General features: G+C 66.8%; 16 protein-coding genes and 2 pseudogenes. 13 read left to right on the top strand and 5 right to left on the bottom strand.

The window, feature by feature from the left end; genetic code table 11:
* Window positions 1–39: 39 nt before the first annotated feature.
* Genes KO481_RS39900 through KO481_RS39885 form a run of 4 tightly spaced genes read right to left on the bottom strand, consistent with a single transcriptional unit; the run spans window position 40 to window position 4,771 of the window.
* Window positions 40–1,737, bottom strand: coding sequence for an ABC transporter permease (locus KO481_RS39900; RefSeq protein ID WP_215923757.1), 1,698 nt, complete (start codon window positions 1,735–1,737; stop codon window positions 40–42).
* Entirely contained in the window at window positions 1,737–2,897 is a 1,161-nt protein-coding gene (locus tag KO481_RS39895; RefSeq protein WP_215923756.1) for an ABC transporter ATP-binding protein, read from the bottom strand. The genes KO481_RS39900 and KO481_RS39895 overlap by 1 nt, the downstream gene beginning before the upstream one ends.
* Window positions 2,898–2,901: 4 nt before the next feature.
* Entirely contained in the window at window positions 2,902–3,684 is a 783-nt protein-coding gene (locus KO481_RS39890; protein ID WP_215923755.1) for an SDR family NAD(P)-dependent oxidoreductase, read from the bottom strand.
* 46 nt (window positions 3,685–3,730) lie between these two features.
* Window positions 3,731–4,771, bottom strand: coding sequence for an ABC transporter substrate-binding protein (locus tag KO481_RS39885; RefSeq protein ID WP_215923812.1), 1,041 nt, complete (start codon window positions 4,769–4,771; stop codon window positions 3,731–3,733).
* A 136-nt stretch (window positions 4,772–4,907) separates the two neighbouring features.
* On the opposite strand from KO481_RS39885, the gene KO481_RS39880 reads away from it, so the two are divergent.
* The 13 genes and pseudogenes from KO481_RS39880 to KO481_RS39830 all read left to right on the top strand — a co-directional run bounded on the left by KO481_RS39880 (window position 4,908) and on the right by KO481_RS39830 (window position 15,330).
* Window positions 4,908–6,851, top strand: a complete 1,944-nt coding sequence (locus KO481_RS39880) for an oxidoreductase (RefSeq protein WP_215923754.1) — start codon at window positions 4,908–4,910, stop codon at window positions 6,849–6,851.
* A gap of 290 nt (window positions 6,852–7,141) precedes the next feature.
* A complete protein-coding gene (locus KO481_RS39875) occupies window positions 7,142–7,840 on the top strand; it encodes a DUF8020 domain-containing protein (protein ID WP_215923753.1) in 699 nt (232 codons plus the stop codon).
* A gap of 283 nt (window positions 7,841–8,123) precedes the next feature.
* Window positions 8,124–8,378 (top strand): hypothetical protein, encoded by a 255-nt coding sequence (locus KO481_RS39870; protein ID WP_215923752.1) that lies wholly within the window; start codon window positions 8,124–8,126, stop codon window positions 8,376–8,378.
* Window positions 8,379–8,560: 182 nt separating this feature from the next.
* Window positions 8,561–8,731, top strand: coding sequence for a hypothetical protein (locus KO481_RS39865; protein WP_215923751.1), 171 nt, complete (start codon window positions 8,561–8,563; stop codon window positions 8,729–8,731).
* A gap of 38 nt (window positions 8,732–8,769) precedes the next feature.
* Window positions 8,770–9,558, top strand: coding sequence for an SDR family NAD(P)-dependent oxidoreductase (locus tag KO481_RS39860; RefSeq protein WP_215923750.1), 789 nt, complete (start codon window positions 8,770–8,772; stop codon window positions 9,556–9,558).
* Window positions 9,559–9,651: 93 nt separating this feature from the next.
* Complete coding sequence (locus KO481_RS39855) at window positions 9,652–10,998, top strand: FAD-dependent oxidoreductase (protein WP_215923749.1); 1,347 nt, start codon at window positions 9,652–9,654, stop codon at window positions 10,996–10,998.
* A 213-nt stretch (window positions 10,999–11,211) separates the two neighbouring features.
* On the top strand, window positions 11,212–11,595 hold the full coding sequence (locus KO481_RS39850) for a nuclear transport factor 2 family protein (RefSeq protein WP_215923748.1): 384 nt from the start codon (window positions 11,212–11,214) through the stop codon (window positions 11,593–11,595).
* Complete coding sequence (locus KO481_RS39845; protein ID WP_215923747.1) at window positions 11,592–11,963, top strand: hypothetical protein; 372 nt, start codon at window positions 11,592–11,594, stop codon at window positions 11,961–11,963. Before KO481_RS39850 ends, KO481_RS39845 begins: the two co-directional genes overlap by 4 nt.
* Window positions 11,911–12,099: pseudogene (locus KO481_RS44570) on the top strand (hypothetical protein); the annotation flags it as partial. The gene KO481_RS39845 and the pseudogene KO481_RS44570, both read left to right, overlap by 53 nt.
* A gap of 244 nt (window positions 12,100–12,343) precedes the next feature.
* On the top strand, window positions 12,344–12,628 hold the full coding sequence (locus KO481_RS44565; protein ID WP_308166962.1) for a hypothetical protein: 285 nt from the start codon (window positions 12,344–12,346) through the stop codon (window positions 12,626–12,628).
* A 333-nt stretch (window positions 12,629–12,961) separates the two neighbouring features.
* Complete coding sequence (locus KO481_RS44180) at window positions 12,962–13,093, top strand: hypothetical protein (protein WP_281066291.1); 132 nt, start codon at window positions 12,962–12,964, stop codon at window positions 13,091–13,093.
* A gap of 388 nt (window positions 13,094–13,481) precedes the next feature.
* On the top strand, window positions 13,482–13,919 hold the full coding sequence (locus KO481_RS39835; protein WP_215923746.1) for a DUF4267 domain-containing protein: 438 nt from the start codon (window positions 13,482–13,484) through the stop codon (window positions 13,917–13,919).
* A 334-nt stretch (window positions 13,920–14,253) separates the two neighbouring features.
* Entirely contained in the window at window positions 14,254–15,330 is a 1,077-nt protein-coding gene (locus KO481_RS39830; RefSeq protein ID WP_215923745.1) for a lytic polysaccharide monooxygenase auxiliary activity family 9 protein, read from the top strand.
* 103 nt (window positions 15,331–15,433) lie between these two features.
* On the opposite strand, the pseudogene KO481_RS39825 reads toward KO481_RS39830, so the two are convergent.
* Window positions 15,434–15,641: pseudogene (locus KO481_RS39825) on the bottom strand (hypothetical protein); the annotation flags it as partial.

Here is a 15,641-nt window from a genome sequence, read left to right as displayed (position 1 = left end):
TCCATCTCTCCACTTCCGGCTTTCGCCGCCTGGTCCGAATCACAGATTGCTCAACACGTTCCGGCCGCCCACGAGCATCGCGGCCGCCACGCCTACGGTCGTGACCGCGGTCATCAGCAGCGCCATCGCGGCGACGAGTGGATAGGAGCCGTTCTCCCACAGATCGAACAACAGGGTGCCCATCACCTGGGTGGTGGATGCGCGCACCAGCAGTGAGGCGGCGAACTCGTGCGTGAGCAGGATGAACATCAGCGCGACCGCACTCAGGATGGTCGGGCGCATCAGCGGGAGCATTACCCGGATGTTCGTGACCATCGGTGATGCTCCGCTGGTCGCCGACGCCTCACTGTAGGTGTTGCCCAGCGAGAGCAGCGCGGTCATCTGCATCCGGATCGCGTAGGGCAGCATCAGGACGATGTAGACCAGGATGATGACGGCGCGCGTCCCGTACAGGATCAGCGGCGGTTCCGTATAGGTCAGCAGGAATCCCACACCGAAGATCACCGCCGGAATACCCATCGGCAACACGGCGATGAGGTCGGCGATCAGTGCCAGGATCCGGAATCGCCTGCCGCGCACCAGCAATGTGGCCACCGCGTAACCGATGGGAATGCATATCGCCACGGCGACCAGCGAGGTGACGACGCTGGTGACCACCGAGTCCACGATCGCCTGGTTCGAGGCGAGACTGCGGAAGTTCGCGAGGGTCAGGATGTGCGGGGACAGCGAGCCCGACCAGTACGGGGTCAACGAGACGACGACCAGCCCGAGCAGCGGGATGACCAAGGCCAGCAGGGCGTAGATCGCCATGGTGACCGAGGCCCAGGCCGAGCGTCCCGGCGGCGCCGAGAATGCCTTGCCGCCGTGGGTGACGAACCGAGTCTGGTTGCCCAGCAACCCTTTCTGAACCAATACCACCGCGAGCCCGAACAGCACCAGGGGCGAACCCGCGGCCGCGGCCGCGGCGAAATCCGACGGTGACTCCGATACCCGGCTGTACATTTCGGTGGTCAGCACCTTCACGCCCTTGTTCTGCCCGAGCAGCAGCGGCCCGGTGAACTGGCCCAGGCCCAGCAGCAGGGCGATGCCGCCGCCGTAGACCAGCGACGGGCGCAGCAGGGGAAGCACGACCCGGAAGAACACGCCGACGGTCGAGGACCCGCTGATCTGAGCCGCCTCGAGATGTTCGGCATTGATGCTCTGCATGCCGGCACTGACGAACAGGTAGACGAACGAGGTCAGACCGAAACCGGTGAGAATGACGATCCAGGGCACTGTGTACACGTCGACCGGTCCGGTGTCCGAGCCACTCCACCAGGGCAGGTGGCGCAGCAGCACATTGAGATAACCCGGGCCGGGGGACAGCAGGAACGTCCAGCCGACGATATTGGCGACCGCGGGCATCACGATCGGCAGGATCGGCACGATGCGCAGGAACGACAGGCGCGCCGGCAGCCGGCTCGCGGCGAAGGCGAGCAGGGTCCCGAGGACCATCGCGATCACCAGCGATCCGACGGCCAGCACGATCGTGGTCCGGATCGTGTCGCCGATGTCGTATCGGCCGTACTGACTCCGGTAGCCGTGCGCTCCGTCCTGGAATGCCAGCGCCTGCAACCGGATCATCGGCACGACGACCAGATAGGCGAGAACCGCGAGCAGAGCGAGGTATCCGATCCGGGACCGCCACTGCGCCGGAATCGCGAAAGGTCTTGCGGCGGTGATGCTCAGCGAGGTCATCAGGGGTGTCCTTGCGCGCTCACGGGTACCGCGATGGGTACCGCTGGGTCGAGATCGCCTGCCGGAGGGAAGATCCGGAGGCTCGCGGGGGAGAAACTGACCACCACTGGAGCGCCGGGGCGGCTGTTGCGCAGCGCCGGACCGTGTGTCGCGGCATCCGCTCGCAGCAGGAGTTGCTCGCTGCCTGTCGCCACCGTCACGTCGAAGTAGCGGCCGCCGTATTCGTAGGTGACCAGTTCCGCGCTCAGGACGACGTTGCCCAGCGGCACGTCCTGGGCCGAGGCATGTAGCAGCACGTCGTCGGGACGCAGTCGCGCGACCGCCGCCGAGCCTCGATCGGCCGAGTCCCGGACCAGCGCATGAGTGAGGTCGATGGCATCTCCCGCCGACGTGCGCCAGCCGTCGTGATCGCGGTGCAGTTCGAGACGGTTGGCCATGCCGATGAAGGCTGCGACGTACTCCGACACCGGATTCTCGAAGACCCGTTCGGGTGCGTCGTATTGTTCGATCCTGCCGGACTTCATGATCGCGAGCCGATCGCCGAGCGCGAACGCCTCGGCCTGGTCGTGGGTCACGAATACCGCGGTGAAGCCCAATTTCTGGTGCAGCTGATGGATCTGGGTGCGCACCTGGTCGCGCAGCCTGGCGTCGAGATTGCTCAGGGGTTCGTCGAACAGCACCAGATCCGGTTGTGCGACCAGACCGCGCGCGACGGCCACCCGCTGCTGCTGCCCGCCACTGAGCTGGGAGGGGTAGCGATCGAGCAGGGCGCCGCAGTCCACCATCTGCGCGGCGGCCTCGACCGCGCCCTCGGCGATCGCATGTTTGCGCCCCCGCACCTTCAGCGGATAGCGGATGTTGTTCCGGACCGTCATGTGCGGCCACAGCGCGTACGACTGGAACACCATCCCGATATTGCGTTTGTGCGGGGGCACGTTCGTGCGGGCCCGTCCGTCGAAGACGAGGTGGTCCTTGAACGTGATCGATCCGCCCTGCGGGGTTTCCAATCCCGCCAGGCAGCGCAGCGTCGTCGTCTTTCCGCATCCGCTGGGACCGAGCAGGACCAGGAACTCTCCCTCCTCGATCTCGAGGTCGAGTTGATCGACCACGACGTTGGATCCGTAGGTCTTGCTGAGCCCGGCGACGGTGAATTGCGACATCGGCTCATACCTCCTGCGGCTGTCGCTTGGGGGTGTAGACGCCCGCGGCGGTACCGCCGTCGATGAGCAGGTCCACGCCGGTGATGTAGGCGCTGTCGACGCCGGTCAGGAACGCGATCACCTTGGCCACCTCCTCGGCCGAACCCCGGCGCTGCATCGGGATGCTGCGCACATAGGCCTGCACGTCGTCGGATTCGAAGCCCGGACCCGCGGTGATCTCGGTTTCGATGCTGCCTGGGCACACCGAGTTGACCCGGATACCACGGCTAGCCAGCTCCAGGGCCGCGACCTTCGTCAGCGCACGGACGCCGAACTTGGCGGCGCCGTAGGCGCCCAGCTCGGCGGTGGCCAGCACGCCGCGCAGCGACGAGATGGTGACCACCGCGCCGCCGTCGCGCATGGCCGACGCGGCGGTCCGCAAGGCCAGGAAGGTGCCGACCAGATGCTGATCGAGGATCGTGCGGAACTGCTGCAGCGTGGTGTGCTCGAGCGGGGCCTTCAGCGCCGAACCGGCGCAGTTGACCAGCACCTGGAGCGGGTGGTCCGCCCATTCCATCTCGGAAACGACTGCCTGCCAATCGGATTCGGCGGTGACATCGAGTCTGCGATAGTGCGCGCCCGGCCCGAGCCGGCGGGCCCGTTCACGTCCCGCGGCATCGTCGACGTCGGTGAGGTAGACCGTCGCGCCACGCCCGGCGAACAGTTCCGCGGTCGCGCCGCCGATCCCACCGGATGCCCCGGTCACCAGCACATTGACGCCGCGTAGCGGCTCGGCTGTCTCGTCCATCTGCTGTCCTTCGTCAAGGGGGGAGTGGTTGGGGTTGCGCCGGCGATCAGCCCTGGAAGCGCTTCGACCACGCCTGGGAATACTGCGAAACTTTGTCCGGCGTCAGGTTCGCCGTATTCGGCGTCGGAAGGTCCTGGGCTCGGGCGACGGCACCGGGAATGTCCGGCAGGACCGCGGCGTACCCGGAATTGAGCGCGACCTGTCCGTCACGGGTGACCATGAAATCGGCCAGTACCTGCGCGGCGTTCGGATGCGGCGCCACCTTCGTGACATGGCTGTACCAAGGGGTTCCGAAAGGCGACTGCGGCAGAACCCAACTCACCGGCGCGCCCGCGGCCACCTCGGTGGTCAGCGGTTGCACGGAAGGAGTGACGGAGATTTCACCGGACGTGAGTGCCTGCGCGATGCCGAGGGCGCTCGGATACACCCGCGGCGCGAGCTCGGCGAGCCGCTTCCAGTAGTCCGCACCGTAGGTCTTCTCGTAGTACTGGTACATATCGACGTACGCGGCGATACCGGTGGGGTTGGTGATGCCGATCTTGCCCCGGTACTTCGGATCGAGAATGTCGCGCGGATCCCTGAGCCCGCCCGGGACGGCCGCGGTGTTCCAGCCGAGTGAGAAGACCGCGGCGCTGGTGAGCGCGAAGCGGTTGTGCAACACGCTGGCTTCCGGCCGGTACTCGGCGGCGTGCAGGTCGGGACCTACGAGATCGGACGAATAGGTGCCGGACTGCGCGGCGGCCTGCACCCAGCCCATGTCGGTCAACATATGCACATCTGCTATGCCTTTGCCGGTCTTGTTCTCGGTCTCCACCCGCGGATTGATATCGGCATCGGTCCCGCGCACGTACTCCATGTGGATCTGCGGATACTTCGCCTCGAATGCCCGTTTCAGGGCGTCCAGATTGGCCGGTTTCTGGCTGGAATAGAGCACCACTTTGCCCTCGTGCTCCGCGGCAGTGACTACGTCCGACCAGCTCCCTGATACCGGCTTCGTCGTCCCGGAAGCCCCACCGCAGGCGCTCAGGCCCGCGACGGTGGCGAAGACCGCGCCGATGGCGACGGCCTTCGACAGGGCCCTAATGATGCGATGCGTTTGCTGAAAGGTCACCGAATCCACCTAACTGAACTGATGTCAGTTTGAGAAACTAGGCCAGAGGGCCTTGTGGTGTCAATCACTCTGTGGCAATAATGTGAATTGAATCCAGTTCAAGGAGGATCTCATGGCCACACTGTCGGCTCCGCTACGGATCGGCGCATTGCGCCTGGCCAACCGCCTGGTGGCCACCGCGCACGGGTCCGGCGCCGTCGCAGGTGGTCTGGCGCAGCCGGGAGACGACGAGTACTGGCGGCGCTGCGCGGCCGGCGGCGCGGCGATGGTGATCGCGGGCGGAACGGTGGTGAGCCCGGAATCGACCAACCGGATCGGCAACACCACCGAGGCGTGGCGACCTGAAGCAGTCCCTGGGCTGAGCAAACGCGCGGCAGCGATCGCCCAGGAGGGTTCGATACCGGTTTGCCAGCTGGTGCATCTCGGGCGCGAGACGCTGGGAGCGGAGATCTGGGGGCATCCGATCGGGCCGTCGGCCATCCGGTCCCCACGCGAACCGGTGCGTGCCCGCACGATGACCGAGGCCGATATCGACAGGGTCGTGGACGATTTCGTGGTGAGCGCACGGCACGCCGCCGAAGCGGGCTTCGCCGCGGTGGAACTGCATGCCGCGCACGGCTATCTGCTCGCGCAGTTCCTGTCCGCGGCCTCCAACCAGCGCGCCGATGCTGACACGATCGCCGGCCGGGTCCGCATACTGCACCGGCTGCACGCGGCGATCACCGATGCTTGCGCGGATCTCGTTCTCGGCGTGCGGGTTTCGATCGACGGCGCCGAAGAGGCCGGCTTGGACATCGATGGGTTGTGCGAACTGCTGCCGCTGCTGGAGATGTTCGACTACCTCAATGTGACGGCGGGCGTTCGCACCACCTATGTCCGCGACATGGCCACCGACGTGCCGCCGCTGCTGACACACGGAGCCCGCCTGCGAGCCGCGACGACGCGACCGCTGTTGGTCTCGCAGGCGTTCCGGTCCCGCAGCGACATCGAATCGGCGTTGGATGCCGGCGCCGATCTCGTGGGCATGGCGCGTCCGTTCATCGCCGATCCGCAGATCGCCGAGAAGCTGCTCCGCGGTGACGATGCCGCGATCCGCCCGTGCGTCTCCTGCAACGAGGACTGCCGCACTTTCACCCCGGCGCTGCTGTGCTCGGTCAATCCCGACCTGGGCCCCGGCGGCTCGGGCGACCGTCCGGCGACGCCGCTGCGGCTCGGCCGACGACCCGGGCCCGGCAATCGCGTGGCGATCATCGGTGCCGGACCCGCCGGGCTGGAGGCCACTCTGCGATTGGCGCCCACGCACGATGTAACGCTGTTCGAGGCCGGTGCCTACATCGGCGGGCAGCTGCGGACCGCCGCGCAGGCGCCCCATCGCGACGGATGGGCCCGATTGCTCCGGTTCTATCAGGCCAACATCGGCGCTGCGACGCTGAAGCTCGAGCACTCCGCGCGCCCGGCGGATCTGGACGGCTTCAGCGAGATCATCATCGCCACGGGCGCGACGGAGATGTCGACGGAGGGTGCGTTCTGCGCCACCGAGGTCATCCTGGAGCGGGACAGGATCGGGCCGGGATGCCGGGTGGTCGTCGCCGACGACGGCTTCGGGTACTGGGCGGGTGTCGGCGCGGTCGAGTCGGCGCTGGCGGCCGGCGCGGCCGAGGTCACGGTGCTGGTTCCCGGGCCCGCATTCGCGGCGTCGATTCCCGTGGAGAGCCGGGTCCAGCTGCGCAAGCGGCTGGCGGGCCACCCGGTGACCTTCGTTGTCGAGGCTGCGCTCGTCGAGGTGACCCCCGCGCCGGAAGCCACCGCGCAGACAATAGTGACCTACCGAAGCATTCTGTCCGGCAGCACTTCTCAGCTGAGCTGCGACCGATTTATCGCAGTCGGCGAGCGGGTCGCCCGAGACTGGCAGTCGTTGATGCAGGAGTTGCCGCACGCCCGCATTCAGGTGATCGGCGATGCGGCCGTGCCGCGTCGCGTCGCACACGCCATCACCGAGGGATACGCCGCCGCTGAAACGATCACCTCGAGCCCACACGCGATCACCGCGGCATGACGTGAAAGCCCCTGGACGCGATGGGCTTCCGTCGAGCGCTCGACCGGTGCCACATCACCTCCCAGGTCGCGCACGCGCAGTGGAGGCAGCTGTCCGGCGGTAGCAGCCCCGTCGCAACTCCCGAACCCGGCCGGCCCGACTCGAAGTCGGCGCGACCGGGCCGGCGAGCCAACCCCTATTTCCCCTGAACAGGTCCGGTCGGTCCGCCGACCGTCGACATCCCCGGCGCCCCGCGCCGGACCACACCTCCCCGGCGGCGAAGCCGAGGAGTCCGATGAGAGGAAACACCGATGAGGAAAATCGCTGCCACGTGCGCGCTGGTCGCCGGAGCCGTCAGCATCGCGGGTACGGCGCAGGCCGCCCCGGCGCCGAACACGATCCACTACAAGACGACCACCATACCGACGGGCACCGTCATCACCACCGACGCGGGAACCCTCAACGCGGACAACGGCGTATTCACGATCAAGAGCCCCAGCGGAACGGTGCTCGCCGGATCCCACCTGTCGTTCCGGGTGGACGATTTCATCTTCCCGATCGCCGCGAAGATCAGCGGCCACACCGCCACGCTCACACCCCAGTTCGACCTCGCGCACGCCAGCTACCGGCCCGTCGCCCTGCCGTACGAGGACTCGGCGCCCTGGAAGAACCCGTACGACCGCGAACAGGCTGCGTGGAACCGGATGGCCAGCACGATCACCACCGGCGCGACCGTCGGAACCATGGTGGGTGGCCTGAGCGGTGCGGCCGTCGGTTGCGTGCTCGGCGGCATCGCCGGTGCGACGGTCGCCGCCGCGACCATCATCGGCATGTTCGGCCCGTTCATCCCGGCCGCCGCGGTCGGCTGTCTCGGTGGCATCGTGGCCGTCGGAGCGCTGGGCACCGCCGTCGGTCAGCTCCTGGTGACCGCACCGCTCACGATCATGGCCATAGCGCAGTACTTCACGACTATCAACGAACCCGCGCCCGCCCCGGCACCGGCCAAGTAACCCCGTAAACGGCCCGGAGCGTTCGGGTCTCGAGTGTCTTCACGACCAGATGCCGGGCGCTCTGCGGTCGGGCCGCGGGCGGTGCAGCGATGCCACGTCGTGCACGCCACCACCGGGGGATGCGCCGTCGCTCGGACGACTACCTCGAGTTGGTGCTCGAACACCGCCGCATGAAGCGAAAGAACAAGATGCACAAGATATTCCGAACTGCCGTCGTAGTGGTGGCAGCCGCGCTCGCCCTGGCGGGCTGCGGAAATCCGCCTACCCCGACATCGAACTGACGGTGGTGCGCGGAATCGACTCCGAACTGCTGCCCCGGATCGGTGCGGAGCAGAAGACCCACCGCGGTATCGGAGATGTCGCGGTGACCACGGACGAGGCATGGATCCACGCGAACGAGAACTCCGATACAGCGGTCGCGGTGCACGGCCCGAGCTTCGACGACCCGGCATATCGTCGGCGGGAGGCCATCATCGGCGGCAAGTTCTTCACCGAGAGCGCCATCCTGTTCGGTTTCGGCTGGAACACCAACCGCTGAGCCAGGCCATGGCCTCGGGTGAGATCACCGCCGCGCTGATGTGCAATCCGATGCTGCCCGAGCGTGCGGCCGGCGCCCCGGTCGGCTGGAATGCGGGCAAGTACACCTGAGGTGCGAAGTGGTACGGACTCGCCCTGGGCACCGCGCCGCACCCGAACGCGGCCCAAGTCCTGGCCGATTTCATGGTCACCAAGGCCGGACAGCAGGCGACCTCGCCGGGCTACGGGTCCGCGATGCCCGGCATCGACGGCGCACTGGCCGTCGCCCAGGATGTGCCCGCACAGAATCTCGAGGTCACCGTCGGCGCCGGCGCCGAGAAGTTCCGCAACGACTGGGAGTCCATCTTCCGCTGAACGCCCCGGCCAACAGCACCAACGAGGAAAGAGCGACGATGACCGCAGATCAGTTCGAGGGAAAAATCGCCGTGGTGACCGGCGCGGGATCGGGGATCGGCGAGGCGACCGCGCGTCTGCTCGCCCAGCGTGGCGCCGCGGCGGTGTACCTGTGCGATATCAATGTCGATGCCGCCGTACGGAATGCGGCCGCGATCGGCGTCGGCCATCCGGTCGGGTTCGACGTCTCCGACTCGGCCCGGGTACGCGAGATGTTCGATACGGCCGTCGCCGAGCAGGGCCGGGTGGATGTGGTGGTGCATGCGGCCGGCGTCGACGATCCGAAGAGCAAGCAGTGGATATACGAGGCCGCCGAGCGCAACGAGCCCGTGGACGTGCTGACCCGGTTGGACGATGCCGACTGGCGCCGGGTGATGGCGATCAATCTCGACGGCACCTTCTTCATGCTGCGTGAGGCGGTCCGGGTCATGCGGGGAACCGGTGGCGGGGCGATCGTCACCGTGGGATCTTCCTCGGCGTTCGACACCCTGATCGGCTATCCGCACTATTCCGCGTCGAAGGCCGGTGTACACGCGCTGAGTCAGGCGGTCGCGAAAGAGGTGGCGCCCCTGGGAATTCGGGTCAACACCGTAGCACCCGGACCGGTCGACACCGGGATGGCCGCGCGCACACCGGCGCATCTGCGGGCATCGATGAACGACGGTCCCACCCGCGGCTACGCGACCGCCGAGGAACTGGCCGACAACATCTTGTACCTCGCCTCTGCAGGTGCGGTGAACGTCGTCGGTGCGGTGCTGCTGAGCAATGGCGGGCGGTTCACCGTCTGACTCTCGATTCCGAGCCGCCGGACCACGGCCCACATCAGATTTGTCATACCGCGAGCTGCGTTGCGCGGCAGCGGTTTCGATCAGGGAGCAAGAATGCAGGTAATTCGGACCGACGTACTCGTCATCGGCGCCGGCATGGCCGGGCTCACGGCAGCGGCCCGGTCACTGGACCGGGGCAGCTCGGTCGTGGTGGTCGAGAGGGCAGCGGCCGTCGGCGGGTCGGCGCGGTACGCCGGATACGCGTGGACGGCGCCGACGCACGAGGTGATGGACGAGGTCAACCCCGACGGTGACCCGGCTCTGCGCCGGGCGCTCGTGGACGGGTTCGCAGACGCGATCGCCTGGATTCGCTCGCTCGGTGTCGAATGCGCCGACGCCGTGCCGATCCTGCGTTACGGCACCGGCCACCAGTTCGACACCAACCAGTACATCGACGAATGCCGACGGCGAGTCAGCGCCGACGGCGAACTGTTCACCGAGACCGAAACCCTGGCACTGCTCGGCCACAACGGAGTCGTCACCGGTGCGCACGTGCGCCTGCCGGACGGAACCGAGCTCGAAATCGAATCGAGCACAACGATTCTCGCCACCGGCGGGTTCCAGGCCGATCCCGGACTGGCCTGCGAGCACATCCATCCGAACGCGGGCGTGATGCAGCTGCGTTCGAATCCGGCCAGCTGCGGGGCCGGCTTGCGACTGGCCGAAGTCGTCGGCGCCGCAACCGGTGAACCCCGGTCCGGGTTCTACGGCCACCTCGTTCCGGCCGACGTTCCGTTCCGCGACTCCGGCGATTTCGTTGCACTGTCGCTGTACTACAGCGAGCACGCCCTGCTGTTCAACCTCGACAATCGCCGATTCACCGATGAGACCATGGGCGATCACCTCACCGCGATGCGACTGCTCGACCAGCCGGAGTCACGCGGATTACTCGTCGCCGACGAACGTGTGTATCGCGATTGGGTTCTCGGCAGCTACGTCGAGGGCGCCATCGCGGTCGACAAGTTCGACCTCGCCCAGCGCCGCGGCGGCCGGTGTGGAATGGCCGAGAGCCTGGAGGATTTCGTCTACCTGCCACCGGAGTGGGGTTACGACGGTGCGGCGATCGCGGCCGAGATCCGCGCCGTGAACGCGGCCGGCCCGGCGGTGCAACCTGCACGCGTGCACGACTCGGCACCGCTGGACCGGGGACCTTATTACGTGATCGAAACCCGTCCGGCGCTGACCTTTCCGTTCCACGGGATCCGCATCGACGAGCACGGCCGGGTGCTCGCCGCAGCCGGCGGCATCGTGGACGGCTTGTATGCGGCGGGATCCGATATCGGCGGTCTCTACGACCATGCCTACGCCGGCGGTATCGCACCCGCACTGGTCTTCGGTCTGGCTGCTGCCGACGCCGCGGCCACTCACCGGCACCCGACACCGACTCCGCAGCCCGCGTAGCGCCGCTGCCCGGTCCCGGCGATCGGAGCCGATACGCCAGCCGCGCCCAGGCTGTCACCGATCGCCCTTCGATGAGCGCGGGCCGTACTCCTGCGCGTTGTCCGAGTACGGCCCAATGCCGGACGGCGATGTGTCCGTGTGTGATCCAGAGTCGGTCAAGCCTGACGCCCTGACCTCTCGACAAGATGCGATTCTTTGAACTAAATTCAATTCATGAGCTACGTAATCGAGAAGTACTACGCGACGGTCGACAGCGGCAGGTTGCGGGACGCGACTGCTCTGCTGGCCGAGGACGTCGAGTTCGCCATGGTCCTGCCCGCGGGCGTGAACCGCGACCGCGGCCGGGCGGCGATGTTCGCCTATCTGAGCGGCAGGTCGGCGGTGGACCGCAAGCACGTGCTGCTGCGCGTCGCCGCCGAGGGCGATATGCAATTCGCGTACGGCGCGGTTACCGAGAACGGGTCCGTAACCACCGGTTGGTTCGTCGCCGCAATGCATGTCGACGCCGACGATCGTATCGACCGCTATCAGGTCTCGTTCAGCGCGGATTTCCCGCTGCTACCAGTTCAGCCCTCGCGTGAGGAGGCGCGGCGATGACGGCGACGGTTCCGGTTCTCACTCGCTGGTTCACCTATATGGATTCCGACGACCCGGATCGCGTGCTCGGCATGATCGCCGAAGATTTCGCGATGTCCGTGCAGTTCTCCAAGGGCGCTGGGCAGAGCGCCGAATTCGTCGGCGATCGCGACGGCTTGATCGCCTACCTGGCACAGCGGGAGAAGAGCACGCTGACCCACCACATCGATGTCGGTGCGGTGAACGGCGAGTACGAGCTGGTTGTCGGTCGCACCACCCGAGCCGGTGCGTTCGAAGCATCGTTCAATGCGACCGCACAGCTGAACGCCGCGGGCGCTGTTCGCCGCTTGCTCATCGCGCGGACGCCCGAGGTCGCTTTCACACAGTGATCCGCACGCTTTCGATCCGTCCATCAGGATTCGGCTCGCCGACACCACACCGAACGGGTATCTGCCGCCGCTACAGCCCGGCGATGAGCTCTCCGGACTCGCCCTCGGCACCGTCGTCGCGTCCCGGTCACCGGAATTCGCCATCGGCGATCTGGTCTCCCATACCCTCGGCTATCGGGAATACGCGATCGTCGGAACCCGGGCGCAGACCATCGGCGGTTACGGTGCCCCGGCCCGGATCGATGCTGGGCAACTGCCGATCCAATGGTTCCTCGGCCCGCTGGGCAGTGCCGGGCTCACCGCGTACGTGGGACTGTTCGAGACACTCGAGTTGACCACGACGGACGTTCTGTGGGTGTCATCGGCCGCAGGGGCGGTGGGTGCGTTGGCCGCGCGCGATCGCCGGCTACGACGACAGCGCAGTGCCCGGCCCGCCGAATCTGTTCACCATGGTGTCGAAAGGGCTGCGAATGCGGGGGTTCCGGGTCGGCTCGTTCACCCATCTCGAAGACTCGATGCGCCGAGAGGTGTCCGGTTACCTCGCTGACGGCCGGTTGATCCACCGCGAATCCATCTTCGACGGTATCGAATCCGCGATCGCCGCGCTGCTGGGGATGCTGTCCGGGGCCACTGTGGGAAAAGCCCTCTGTCGGCTCGATCCGTGAGGAGACACTGGACGACGGACCTCTTGTTCGTCTTCGACGGCGAAACGTGGGCTGGATATCGATCTCACGCTTCGAGTGAAGGCCAGGTGCAGAAACGACGAAAGCCGTTGCTACGCAACGGCTTTCGTTTCGTTCTGTGTCCGGAGGGGGTATCGACCAGTACGCCGACCTCCTGCAACACCGAAAACTGCTTGGCGGGCTGAGTTCACCGTGTTTCCCGGCGTGCGCGGCGCCGTCGCTGCAGGCCGGGGTGTACTCCGGGAGGGAGGCCCGCGTGTGCGGCGATGCGGTGGAGTAGGGGAAGCAGCAGGGTTCGCTCGGTCTCGTCGAGTGGTGCGAGGATCCAACCATCGCGTTGCGGTGTACTCGCAGCAGATCCGCGAGTTCCTGCTGACTGCGGCCATCCGCGGCCGCCAGGTGGCCCAGGACAGCGAAGTGGGCCGGATCCAGATCCAACCGCGCTAGCTGCTCGGTCAACCGGTACGCCACGTGATGACCGATCTGCGACAACAGGAATACCCCACGCGAGTCCAGCGGCCGGTTCACCATGACCCCACACTAGCAACCCAACATGACTGCCACATAACATGATTGACATCTAAATCGACTGTCACTTACTGTGACAATATGACAGAGAACGATCTCGACCTCACCGCACGACCGCTGATCTTCCATCTCACCCTCGAGTTGGGACCCGGCGACGTGCTGTCCCAGTGACCGCCGATCGGTAACTCGAAGATTCAGCGCCCGGCCGGCTCGCACGAGAGCGCAGCCAGCCGGGCAGTACCCCTCGGCAGGGCCGGATGCCTTGCCGGGCAACAGCTCACCGTCCGAACGTCACAGGAGAACAACCATGTCGCGCAAGAACCTCAACACCGTCCTGGCCGCCGCCACCGTGCTGTTCACCCTCTACCTCGGGATCTCTTTCGTCCTGGCCCCCGCGACAGCCGCCCCGGGCTTCGGCCTGCCGAGCTGGCCCTCCGGCGACGGCAGCGGCTTCCTCATCGTGAAAGGCTGCCGCGAACTCGCGATGGGCCTGGGCACGGGCATCCTGCTGGTGACCGGCCAGCGCCGTGCCCTGGGCTGGATCCTGCTGATGACGGCCGTCGCCCCACTCGGCGACATGATCAACGTCTTGGCCCACCACGGCTCCACGGCCACCGCGTTCGGCGTCCACGGCCTGACCTCGGCGTTGATCGCGGCCACCGGCCTGCTGATCCTCCGCGAAACCAGCAAGGCGCACAAGGCCCAGCAGACCGCCGCCCCAGCGCACGCCGCGCAGCCCGCCTGACGTCTGCACCCCCCGAATGACCGCACCTGCCGGCTTTCCGCCCCGGGCCTTCTCGTGACGTCGTCGACGGCACCGTTCAGTCGCGGATTTGAAGTCCCGAACGCGAACGGCCAGCCGTGGTCGCGGCGTTACTCCTGCTGCTGCGGTTGCCGGAGATGGCAATCATGCAGCAACGCTCGATTCGACGAGAATTTCCTTTCATCTTCTGTCGTCAATGACCCCATTCCGTGTCATCCTGAGTAGCGCCGATCGCAGATAGCTACTGTTCGGCAACATGTCGCCCTCGGTGTGGGGCGGCCTGCAAGGGTGGATTCCATTCAACAGAGGAGGCACTATGCGCGGCTCCCATGGCACTACCCCGTCCGATCTTCGCGGCGAAGGCGCGTACCGCGATGACGGTAAGCACACGATGTACGGTCTGAGCCTGCTATGGCGGATCGGTCAGAACATGCCTGACCAGGGGGCGTGGCCGCCCCCGGAGGACTGGAACAACGGCGACGCACCCTATCCGCACCTCTACGAGGTGTGGATCAACGGTGAGGTGCGCCAAACGGTCTTCCTTTACTGGCCCGCCTGGGACTGGACTCCGTCCAACAGTCACTGGGTAGATCTGGGCGAGGAACCGGACGCCGAATACCGCGTCAAGATCCGTGCCAAGGTCGACGGCCAGTTCACCGCGTTCTCCAACGAGGTGACTGTCGGCCTGGAGCGCGCCCGTCAATGGTCGGTTTCCGCGCGGCCCGAAACGCGCTCCGGTGGTCTGGACGCATCGCCGCGCCACGGTACGGTCAACCACCCGCGCAGCCGTGCGGCCGTTGCCATCCGGGACTCGGACCCTTCGCCGATCTGTGTCGAGGCACGCCGCCTGAACACCAGCACGGTCTGGCAGGAGGTGGTGCCGGGAGCCGAACGGATGCTGGCCGATTACCCGTGGAACAACACGGGAAAGTATCTGGAATACCGCAAGTTCTTCGAGAATGGCACAGTGCCGTCGACGGGTAATCCGGCCTTCCGCGGGCTGGATCTGGCCCCGGACGCCACACTGGGGGACTGGCCCCTGACAGAGCTCGACACCTCCGCCGCCACTCAGGCCTTCAGCTATGACTACACGGCGTATCACACGAACGAGTCCTGGTCCCATCGGTGGTTCGTCACTCGTCCGGGCTGGGATCCCGCCGACGGCTTGAGCTGGCAGGACCTCGAGCCGATCCCCTTCCTGGTCGAGGTCCAGGGCTCGCACCGGGAAGAGGACTCCAGCAAGTGGGAGTTCGCGTCCTTCCCGCGTCGGACCGGGCGGGCGGCGATCGTGCAGATCTGGGGCGGCCATGGCGGACCGGACACTCCAGACGGCGGAAACGGCGGCAAGACGGGCGAGTTCTTCGCGTCCACATGTGACGTGATGCTGCGGTAACCGAGCCTCTTCCATCCGATTACTGCGTCCACAAGGGTCAGCGTGCTGAAGACCGCACGAGCTGGTGTCCGGGGCCTCACGCGGCGGCTCCGGGCACCAGCGGTCATTGCAGTGGTTCGTGTTCCTGCTCTGCGACGATGGCCGCAATGAAAGCCATTCTGGCCGTGCCTAGTTCGGTCTCGGCGCCGAGCGGCAAGGCGACCACCGCTCCCACCGCCAGCCCCGCCGCCGCCAATCCGGACACCGCGCTCGGCCCGGCGTGCAACACCCGGATCGCGATCAGCGGGAACGCGTCGAACGCGAGACAGGTG

The sequence above is a fragment of the Nocardia albiluteola genome (genome assembly GCF_018860155.1).
Taxonomy (GTDB): Bacteria; Actinomycetota; Actinomycetes; order Mycobacteriales; family Mycobacteriaceae; genus Nocardia; species Nocardia albiluteola.
The sequence above is the reverse complement of the archived record's forward strand: the minus strand, read 5'-3'. Positions and strand labels throughout refer to the sequence as shown.